General features: G+C 31.0%; 10 protein-coding genes. 1 reads left to right on the top strand and 9 read right to left on the bottom strand.

Translation table 11 applies throughout. From position 1 onward, the window contains the following. Positions 1-117: 117 nt before the first annotated feature. Together JGH11_RS17610 and JGH11_RS17605 are read right to left on the bottom strand one after the other, a co-directional pair. Complete coding sequence (locus JGH11_RS17610; protein WP_201113990.1) at positions 118-3813, bottom strand: metallophosphoesterase; 3696 nt, start codon at positions 3811-3813, stop codon at positions 118-120. A 15-nt stretch (positions 3814-3828) separates the two neighbouring features. Continuing rightward, positions 3829-4734, bottom strand: a complete 906-nt coding sequence (locus tag JGH11_RS17605) for a HEPN domain-containing protein (RefSeq protein ID WP_201113989.1) — start codon at positions 4732-4734, stop codon at positions 3829-3831. A gap of 226 nt (positions 4735-4960) precedes the next feature. On the opposite strand from JGH11_RS17605, the gene JGH11_RS17600 reads away from it, so the two are divergent. Beyond that, positions 4961-5737: a pilus assembly protein N-terminal domain-containing protein gene (locus JGH11_RS17600; protein ID WP_201113988.1), complete on the top strand. Its 777-nt coding sequence runs from the start codon at positions 4961-4963 to the stop codon at positions 5735-5737. Between the two features lie 117 nt (positions 5738-5854). Here JGH11_RS17600 and JGH11_RS17595 read toward each other — a convergent pair whose 3' ends face one another. From JGH11_RS17595 to JGH11_RS17570, 7 genes are all read right to left on the bottom strand, one after another. Beyond that, complete coding sequence (locus tag JGH11_RS17595) at positions 5855-6343, bottom strand: hypothetical protein (RefSeq protein WP_201113987.1); 489 nt, start codon at positions 6341-6343, stop codon at positions 5855-5857. 22 nt (positions 6344-6365) lie between these two features. Beyond that, positions 6366-7124, bottom strand: coding sequence for a relaxase/mobilization nuclease domain-containing protein (locus tag JGH11_RS17590; RefSeq protein WP_370567628.1), 759 nt, complete (start codon positions 7122-7124; stop codon positions 6366-6368). 23 nt (positions 7125-7147) lie between these two features. Then, positions 7148-7297 carry a hypothetical protein gene (locus JGH11_RS20355; protein WP_236264117.1) on the bottom strand — a complete coding sequence of 50 codons (150 nt, stop codon included), beginning with the start codon at positions 7295-7297 and terminating at the stop codon, positions 7148-7150. A 141-nt stretch (positions 7298-7438) separates the two neighbouring features. Continuing rightward, positions 7439-7651, bottom strand: coding sequence for a hypothetical protein (locus JGH11_RS20350; protein WP_236264115.1), 213 nt, complete (start codon positions 7649-7651; stop codon positions 7439-7441). A 267-nt stretch (positions 7652-7918) separates the two neighbouring features. After that, complete coding sequence (locus JGH11_RS17580; RefSeq protein WP_201113986.1) at positions 7919-8191, bottom strand: helix-turn-helix domain-containing protein; 273 nt, start codon at positions 8189-8191, stop codon at positions 7919-7921. 115 nt (positions 8192-8306) lie between these two features. Continuing rightward, positions 8307-9044, bottom strand: coding sequence for a hypothetical protein (locus tag JGH11_RS17575; protein WP_201113984.1), 738 nt, complete (start codon positions 9042-9044; stop codon positions 8307-8309). Between the two features lie 12 nt (positions 9045-9056). Next, positions 9057-10035 (bottom strand): virulence RhuM family protein (locus JGH11_RS17570; RefSeq protein ID WP_201113983.1); only part of this gene is annotated, 979 nt, incomplete at its 5' end.

The raw sequence follows: 10035 nt of genomic DNA, 5'->3' as shown, positions 1-10035 counted from the left end.
ATTTTGAACCATAACGAAAAATCTTTATCCGTAGTTATGCAAATATATTGAAATTAATTCATCATACTAGTGTTAGTTTCTTTAATAAAAGTTATTGCTCTCTAATAGAGATATTTTTCAAATTCGAATATTAATATGAAAATTTTGAGCCTCATCAACGTTCATTCTATCTGATAGTATTTCATAAAACAAGGTAAGAATATTATAGGCTATCATGTGTAATTCTTTCACGCTAATTACAATATTTTCAGGTCTATCTCTATCTTTAGAATTCTGCTGATATTTCTCAATAATATTAAAGCTAGCGGCTAAGGTAATATACTTCAAAATATATTCATACTCATTCTCTGACTCTATATCGACTATATCATATTTTTCGCCATGATATAGTCTTGACAATCGTTCAACCATTTGTCCCAAATGTAATAAGACAATAGAACTTTCTTCTCTTATTGTTTGACTATTTTTAGAATAAGCTCTAGCTCTATAAGTTCTTGAAAAATAATAAGACAATCTACGAAGTAAATCCAAATCTAACTTTTTATCAGTGCTAAATATTTCTTTGAAGAATCTCATGTCATATCTTTTCTCTTCATTTTTCCATGGATCTTGAATGATATTTATCATTTGTCTATAGGGAATCATGTCTTCAAATTCGTAAAAGATACTACTTTCATTAAGAACTGGACTAATAGATAGGCTCTCAAATATAGTTAAGATTAAATCAATTAAATTATTATTTTCAGAATATACAAACCCTAGTCCTTTTTCATTATTGTCAATTGACAATGTAAATTGTTTATCTTTCTGCCTTGTTATTTTAAGGTGAAATCTAGATATGTCATCGTAAAGTTCTGTTCTTTTGTTTAAGTTTAGAACAAGGAATCTATAAAGATCATTATAAATAGACAAGCTAGCTTTTGGAGTATAATTTGATGCCTGATTAACTAATTCATTATTTTGCAGTAAGAAACATTCATATATTCTTCTTTTTGATATATTATTCCCTTTAAAACGCCTAATAGTTTCTCTTGCCACATCTAATTCAATTAAAGAAGCTGGAAGATTGCAATAAAGATTCACATTATTTGGCAGTTCAAAATCTAAAGTATCATCATTAGATTCAGTCAAAGCAATTCCAGAGTTTAAATAAAAGATTTCACCTTTACTGCTACCATCATTTCTCTCATTAATTGTTAAAAGAACACCATAGCTACATTGATTAATATGATTCCCTTGTATTACTGCATCTATAGGCATAGGTAAGACTTTATCCTCTTCTATTGGACAGAATAAATTCATTACATTTAAATTTCTCTTTATATTAAAAGGTAATATTCTTTTTATCTGATCACCTTTCAAATTGTTTTTAATCTGTATTTCCAACTTAAAATCAATAAATGTGTCTTCTATATATTGAACTATATTATCAATATTCCATACATAATGTTGTTTGTCCTCATATAAAGTAATAATAGTTCCGACATCCTTTAGTTCTGGCAGTTCATTTATAAAAAAACAACCATCATAATTAGGTATTTGAATTTTTAAACCTTTCTCTGAATATTCATAACTTTTGGTAATAACATCTATCTCCTTGCATACCATAAATGCGGAAAGAAAACCTATTCCAAAATTGCTAATTGGCTTATATTCTATATTTTCATTTTTTTGTAATTCTTCAAAATCTTCTGATTTATAAAAACTTCGACCTATACTTGTAAAATATCTTTCTACTTTGAAACGATCCATACCAACTCCATGATCTATAATCCTAATAAATGTACGCTCTTTATTTGCGACAGGATTATTATCTATACCGATTTCTATTTTTATAATCTTCAAATCGTCATCAAGTTGCTGTCCTTTAGCTCGAAGGATATCTTCTCGTAATAAAATAGCGTCTAAAGAATTCTGAATTAATTCTCTAATAAAAACTTCTTTCCGCTTATATAAATTATCTCCTGTTAATAAAGGGAGAAGCTTAGGTATATATGCTTCAAAATTTAGATTATCCAAATCATAATTATTTCGTTCCACTTTTGGGAAAACGTAATAGAGCTTTAAACCCAAAACACCAAAACTATCTTCAATCTTAGTAATTCTTTTCTCAAAATCTTTAATAATTAGTACTGCTATTTTATGAATTGTTGGATCACTACACTTAAAATGAATTGAAATTGAGCGTCTATCTATATTACTTTCTAGTCTAAAAGTACTTATGGGAATATTTGGGTGAAAAGTCTCCTCGTTCAACTTAATATTAGCATTTATACGCTCATTCTTATAGTAAAGCTCGCCATATTTACTAAAGACCGAATACAGGTCAACCAAAAATAACGTTACTGTTACATAAGCAGTGTATTTTTTATATTTAGAAAAATCTGCACAAAGTCTCTCATATTCAATTATAAAATTTTTGGCTCTATTGGCTTCAAGTAGTTTATATATATGACCTAAATAGTCTTTATCTTCAAATAATACATTCAAATAATTTTTTAGAATAGTTATAAAATTATTCTTCCCTTTATTATGTTGTTTATTTAAGTAATTTATTCTATAATGTACACTATATAAAATTAATTGAAATCCAATGGGTGAATCCCTTAAATTTTTTATCAGCTCTTCGAATGGAGAAATAGCTGAGCTAATATTTTTTATAATATCCTCAATCCTATTGTTTGAAGATATATCATCTTTTTCATAAATGTCATTCCAATACAACTTAAATTCTTCTGGATATTCAACTCTAAACAAATTATATAATTCAGCAATTGAATGTTGAGTATTATCATTTTTCGGAGGAATTCTGAATGTTTCAAGACCTTGTAGAGAATCAAGTTTATAATTGAATCTAAAAACATCTGAAATGCGGTCAGAATCAGGACTAAATATATCTATTATCTCAAAAGAGCGTTGGGTCTCATCTTTATGGCTAAGACTACCAGCGGAAAAAACATAAAATATTGAATTGGGATTAGATAAATAATTATGATTAGTAACTGGTCCTATTATAGGCATATGCTTATGTCCATGCAATACAATCTTTACATTTTCTTTTTGAAACTTTTCTATTACATCCGTAAAATTTCGAATAATACTACTATCACCATATTTGCTGTATATTTCAGGAAAAGGGTAAAAATGATGATGAAAGCATGCTACAATAGAATAGTCTTCAATATTTTCTATTTTTTCTGCTAATTTTTTAAATGCATTTCGTAATTGCTCTTTACTTATGATTCCATAATCATCCCACTCTTCCTCCTTTTTCTTCAGAAATGAGGTTATTATTTCATCTTTTTGATTTTTATCTAAAGTTTTTAAGTCATTAATCCATTTTATTTCACCATCATCTAATTGAGAAGTCTCAACCATACAAGAGTTCAATCCTACTATTGCAACTTTTTTATCTGGATATACTTTTGTTGTAAAAAGATATTTGTCATTAAAATTTTCTTTATAATAATCCTGATTATAAAATCTCTCTAATACTCTTTTATATTCTGAAAAGTCTGGATCTTTGCTTACTCTTTTTAAATCATGATTACCAGGGATTATAATAAAGTTTTCGGAAGATAATTTTAGCTCCTGTTCTAATTTTCTCAAGAAATCAACTGTAAATTGCTCTTTGTCTATAGATTTATCTGGTCTTCCGTCAAATAAATCGCCAGTAATAATAACGCAATCAATATTTTCTTTATTATGTGTTTCAATTGCTTCTAAAATGAGAATAGCTATATCTTCAGGTTTATTTGAGCTTGCTCTTCCAAAATGTAAATCTGATATATGTAATGTTCTTAATTTAGCCATTAGTATATGTTTAGTTTAAAGTTTACAATTGATCTTTTTCTCCCCATACTCCCCAATCTTCTCTTCACAAATTCTTTTTGTAATATCTCGAAGTAACTCTACTTTTGGAATAAGAGCATCAATATCCTCTTTCGTTACTACAAAATCAGGATTGTAACGCCCTTCGACATAAGCAGCTTTTACGAGATTAAAAAGCCGTTTTTCTTCCTCTGTATCCTGTGGAAATACTTTTATAAACTCGTCAGAATACTTCTTTACAGAATTGAGAAGTTTTGAAAGATTATGCTGTTTAGGATTCTCCAATGTAAAAACTAAGCGAATGGCATAAATATAATTTTCACAAGCTTGATGGAGATTAAAAGAAGCTAATTGATAATCCCTCATATTATCATAAATGAGCTTAGTAGTTTGTAGAAAACCATTACCCCTCTCAAATTTACTATCAAAATATCCTTGAGCCTGTTGTTTTATTTCCTCAAAGCTGAGTTTTCTTCTTCGAGCAAGTTTGAAGTTTCCACTATCATATAATACAACACCTTCTTGCTTTATCTGTGTGTAGAAATACCGTCCTTCGTTCAGATACTTATTCAACTTTTTCATATCCTCACTGATAAACTGAACGGGAGGTTGTCTGTCAGGATCTTTTGCACGTCTGTAATACATATCTTCTACATTATCGAGGGCTTTTATGGCAACACCATCTGATATACCACTTGTAACAACCAGTAAATCATAATCGCTTACATAAAACTGTCGCTTGCCAAATTCGTATTTTTCGTCATATACCACATAGTCATTACGGGCATAGCTTCCGTAAAGAATTATCATTTCTGTTTGCTTCAACCGTTGTAAAACAGTTTCAACAATAAAATTCAATTCTTTCTTATTATTCGATGGCAAATATGTGATTGACTTCTTCATTTAATCGTATGCTCTATAAGTATCTCATAAAGATATAAAGATAGTAATAAGAATGTTAATTATTATATAAATTGTATATTTGTGAAATCAGAAATTAAGACAGAGAATCTATTTGGTATTTGTTTTATCATATGTTCTGTTAGTTGGTACAGGACAAATGAACCTTAACATTCAGATGTAGAATAGTTTTTTGCTCTCAATATTATTTATAATAAAACATATATCTATGAAAACAAAAATTCTATTTATATACCTATTAAGTCTATGTTTATTCTCTTGTAGTGATGACGACAATGTAAAGCCTATCACATTAGTAGATCGTGATGAAACAACAATTAGCTTGTACTATCCCAGAGCTACGGGATATGGATTTCCTTTACAAGGAGGTGATGGTAATTATTCTGTAAAATCAAATAATGATAAAGTCATTACAGCAGAGATGATATCTCCTATTGATTTGAGTTTGACAGCAGTGGGTATAGGGGAAACGACTGTCGTAATAACAGATAATTCTCAAAATATGCTTGTTTTAAACATTAGTGTAAATTATGAGACACATCGCTTTATCGTGAAGCAACATGACATAAGGGTGTTTGGAGGAGATTTGACTGAAAATGAGAAAAAAGAAATTAGTGAAAATTGCCTTGCTGAGATACCTGTAAAAGTTAACGGTGGTTATGAATTTATCTTTACAGATGTAGCTAACAATAAAGGTAAAGCAATTATCTATACAGATAGTTATGGAAGTAAAGGTATTGAAACTACTTTTGAAATGAAGGAGATAAAAGACAAGATTATACCTGAATCTGCAAGTTGGGGTTACGAAGTTATAATCAATAACGAAAAAAGAACTTTTGTGCAAGGAAGATATATTCCTTCAACCAAAGCAACAGAACCAGTTACCATTGCTTTAATGGAAGATATTACTCAAAACGTTCAGGTAGAATATCCTAAAGCAGAATTAGTCTATACTTCTCAGGTTATCGTTAGATCATCTTATTAGGTTGCATTTCTTTCAAGATGTTATCACAACTCCCTAAATGATTTAAGGATAAATATTTAAAATAGAAATGAGCCAGAACTGAATATCTGGCTCATTTCTGTTATAAACAACTAATCATTATTTTTTCTTTTTCATTGGAGTAGCCATAGTCTTTAAACTATCGACCTCCGATTTCAGGTCATCAATAACAATTGCCTGTCTGTAGTATCTACTCGTCAGGAGCGAATAATCATTCTGTTGTTTCATCGAAAAGAGGCTAAGAATAAATATCAAAACTCCGAGTACAGCTATCACGAATGACGACTTTCTGACTTTGAAAAGAACAAAGTTGAAAATATCTTTCTTTTGCAATAAAGTCTTTACATTGTCTAAATTGTGACTATCAGGTATTTTAATATTCTGGATAGCACCCAGCATCTTTAAAATATTGCTGTTTAATACTTCATTATTATTCTTTATTTCATCAAATTGCGATTGTTCAAATTTGCCTAATGCATTGGCATATTTCATTACAATATCTTCGATGTCTTCTTTTGCTAGACTCTTTTGGTTCTTTGAAATCTCATCTAGCTTGCCCCAAAGGGCTTCATTTGTTATATTCGACATAATCTTAAATTTTTAATTGTTATTACATTCCTAATCTTCGTTTGCGCTTGTTTTTTTGCTGTCGTCGCTTTTCTTCATAATCTATTCGGTCTTTGAACATTTCTTCCTCATAATCGTCTCCATGAGCTTGTGAAGTAGATAATGTACCTAAACCATCGACCACAGAGCCAACCAAAGATGCTCCTTGTAGAGTCGGATTATTGGCGTCGTTGATTGTTTGCCTAATTGAGCTTTGCTGTAATTGGTTGTTGAGTTTCGCAAAGCTAAATTTTCGGTCTACTTCCGATCCCTTGAAAGAATAAGTACCTTTTTTAAAAGAAATTCCTTGCACCTCATCGGTCTGCCCTTTGTACTTAAACTGAATTTCTACTCCTTTTTGTTTGAGTAAATCTCTAAATTGATTCCAGTTCTTTGACTTCTTCAGGCTATCACTAACGATTTTATAAATTTCATATTTAGCTTTCTCTGCTCCTTTTAGTTTTTGAATATTAGTCTGCTCTTTTCCTTTTCCATAAGTCAGATTGTACTTATCCTTAATCTGTTTGCAAACTTCAATATTGCGATAGTGGTCGTTCTTATCGGATATGGTTTCTCCCTCATTATCTACTCTGTTGAAAACAATATGACAATGGGGATGATCGGTATTACCATGTTTGACAACAATAAACTGTGTGTTTTCTATTTTCATCGCTTTCAAATACTCTTGAGCTAGTTGCACCATAAAATGATCAGACAGTGTGGGTTCGTCCTCTTTTGCATAGCTTAGGGGTATATGTCCCACACTTTTAGACAAGCCAGGTCTCATCAACTTTGCACATAAAAACTATTGATAATAGCCTTTATATCGGTTTCTAAAACTCCTTCACTATACAATAGTTCAGGATTTTTATCTCTATCCATCACATAAGAAACACATTTCTTAAAACTTCTTCCTTTTCGCACTTTTCCAATCATCTGACAACTTTTTTATGATTTCTAAAATGGCATCCAATACTTCTGTTACTTTAGCTTCAATCTATTTGATTCCCATGAAACGTATATATTTTAGCAACTGATTGAGATTATTACCCATATTCGATAAGTTTCTCAACACATTTATATCTTCTTTTTTATGGGCTCTACAATTTTTGCATTTAGCACAGCATCATGGCAATAGTTGCTCAAGGTCATCCTCGGATGTGATGCCCGATGCTTAATAGTGTAGAATTCTGGCTCGGAAAAACAGACTCCGATTTTCTCCGATTTCTTTGTTATGAGACTCTTCTTCGGTCGCCCGCCTTTCTTCTTATTTTGTTTTTTGTTATTCATCTTTTTGAGTTTTAATTATTATTACTCTCTATAAAATTGTCGACCAGCGGGAGCAATTTTCCCTTTGGCGATCAGCCAAAGCGAGGGTTTTCATAGCATGAAAACATAACCTCGCTACGCAGATATACATAAGGTTAATGTCATATAGCAAACTTCTGTTATTACATGAAGAATATATTTACTCTGATAAGCAAACCAAAACATCATCGGTCGGGGATCGCCCTCGCGGCAAGGGGGGGAGACCACTCCTCCCGACGAGCGAAATACTTAAAATTTTCTTTGTTTTTTTGCGTCCAACATTTTATTCACATCTTCCAATGAATAGAATATTGTCCCACCAATGACAGTAAAGGGTATTTCTCTATTATTACGCATAGTCTGTAGTTTTCCATGCGATATTCCTAGCAATTCCTTTATATCGGAAGAGCGTAACCATTTTTTGGGAGAGATAGATGGCAGTGCTTTCTTTATCTCTTCGATCTCTTTTAAGATTCTTGCTTCAAATTCCTTGAAGTCTTCGTACGTCAAAATCTGTGGCATAATTCAATAATTTTAAATGAAACATGCCACGAAAAAATGGAAAAATACTCGGGAGAATTGTTGACTAAAACAAACTGCTTTAATCAACACTGATAATCAACAATTTAAGAATAGACTAAATTTTATCCAAATCAATATTTTTGAGTCTATCTAATAAATCATCGTAAGCTGATTTAGCTAAGAAGGGATCATTTTTGAAGCGACTATAGCTTTTATAAAATGAGGTAAAGTTTATGCTTTTTCCTGATATAGTTATTTGTGAGGTTATCTGTCTGATAAACTCTTTGTCTGTCACTGAGAGTTTTAAGTTATTTGACAAAATTAAGGCAGTAAGTAAAGCAGTTAATTCGCTTTGTGTTAATTCTGTTAAATCCGCAGACACAGTTGACACAATTTGTACATCCGATTCAAAAGCATTGTCTATTATCTCTGGAATCTTTCCTTGTACTTCTGATTTATGCATCCATTGCAAATAATTTAGACAACTATCTTTGTCTAAAAGAAAGTCTCGACTAATAACCCAATAAGGAAGTAGAAATAAGACTGATATGCTAGAGATATAAAATATCAGCCAACTTTTTAGAAAAAAACAGATAGTAGCCATTGCAATGGCTACTATTATTAAAGGGAGTGATATTGTTCTTAGATTTACAAGTTTAGAATACCTAGATATACGCTTCTTAGTTCTTTCTTTTTCATCAGTCCAAATATGATTAAAATATCTTTCATCTTTATTTTTAGGATCATTCTGAATACGTTGATAGAAAAATCTTAGCTTTCCATTAAAAGAGCTATCAAAAGCACCTAAATAGTCAAAAAAACTATTCCATTGATATTTAAACTTATTTTTCATAGTATAGCCGAATTATGTTCTATCTTTTATATCATCCTCCAAGCGTTTTAAGTCTTCTAGGTCATCTTTATCAGCTTGTTTTGCATCTTCTATTTTTCTTCGGGTATTAAATTCTTCATATATTTCGTCTGCGATTCTTTCCATTTGACTTTTACTTATCGTGCCACTATCTTTCAATAGTTTCCTATCGTTAAACTCTATAATACGATCTACATTTTCCTTCCAGAAATTCATTGTAATATCTTTCCTGTCCTTTGCCCGAAGTTCTGCCGTTTCAAGAAACACAACTACAAATCTGTTTAAACTATCCAACTCATCTTCTGATAAATAGTTCTTAGCTATATAAATATCTTGTTTTCGTACGATCTTTCCCTTCCAAGTAGTTAAAGCCATATTGGGCTCATTGGCATTAGCCCTTGATACAACTAACTCGGTTGCCGTTTTATTTGTTATAGCGTAAAGTAATTTATTTTGTGTTTCGGCAAAAAACATTTGAGTCGCTTTATCTGTAGCATCATAATCACTCGAAAGAGCAAACAAATCTCTAACTTTTTGATAGAATCGCTTTTCAGATGCTCGTATATCTCTAATACGAACAAGTAGCTCATCAAAATAATCTGGTCTGCCATCAGGATTTTTGAGACGGTTATCATCCATCACAAACCCTTTTATCATATATTCTTTTAGATTCTGATTCGCCCATTTCCTGAACTGAGTGCCTCTTTTACTTCTTACTCTAAAACCTATAGCAAGAATCATATCCAAGCTGTAAAAAGTAATGTTGTATTCCTTGCCATCTGAAGCAGTTGTCAAGTAATCCTTGACAACTGATTTTTTATCTAACTCTTTATCTTCTAGTATATTTATGATATGCAAACTTACATTTTGCTTAGAGGTGTCAAAAAGTTCGGCAAGCTGGTTTTGATTCATCCAAACATTGCCATCCTTAGTCATTAGAGATACAGATACTTTTCCATCATCTGTATTGTAT

The sequence above is a fragment of the Dysgonomonas sp. Marseille-P4677 genome (assembly GCF_016652235.1).
Taxonomy (GTDB): Bacteria; Bacteroidota; Bacteroidia; order Bacteroidales; family Dysgonomonadaceae; genus Dysgonomonas.
Note: the sequence above shows the minus strand (reverse complement) of the source record. Positions and strands in the feature narration are given on the sequence as shown.

What these genes read in the sequence shown, in the direction of transcription:
- JGH11_RS17610 (WP_201113990.1), bottom strand. Translation starts at nt 3,813, where the DNA reads ATGGCTAAATTAAGAACATTACATATATCAGATTTACATTTTGGAAGA.
- JGH11_RS17605 (WP_201113989.1), bottom strand. Translation starts at nt 4,734, where the DNA reads ATGAAGAAGTCAATCACATATTTGCCATCGAATAATAAGAAAGAATTG.
- JGH11_RS17600 (WP_201113988.1), top strand. Translation starts at nt 4,961, where the DNA reads ATGAAAACAAAAATTCTATTTATATACCTATTAAGTCTATGTTTATTC.
- JGH11_RS17595 (WP_201113987.1), bottom strand. Translation starts at nt 6,343, where the DNA reads ATGTCGAATATAACAAATGAAGCCCTTTGGGGCAAGCTAGATGAGATT.
- JGH11_RS20355 (WP_236264117.1), bottom strand. Translation starts at nt 7,297, where the DNA reads ATGATTGGAAAAGTGCGAAAAGGAAGAAGTTTTAAGAAATGTGTTTCT.
- JGH11_RS20350 (WP_236264115.1), bottom strand. Translation starts at nt 7,651, where the DNA reads ATGAATAACAAAAAACAAAATAAGAAGAAAGGCGGGCGACCGAAGAAG.
- JGH11_RS17580 (WP_201113986.1), bottom strand. Translation starts at nt 8,191, where the DNA reads ATGCCACAGATTTTGACGTACGAAGACTTCAAGGAATTTGAAGCAAGA.
- JGH11_RS17575 (WP_201113984.1), bottom strand. Translation starts at nt 9,044, where the DNA reads ATGAAAAATAAGTTTAAATATCAATGGAATAGTTTTTTTGACTATTTA.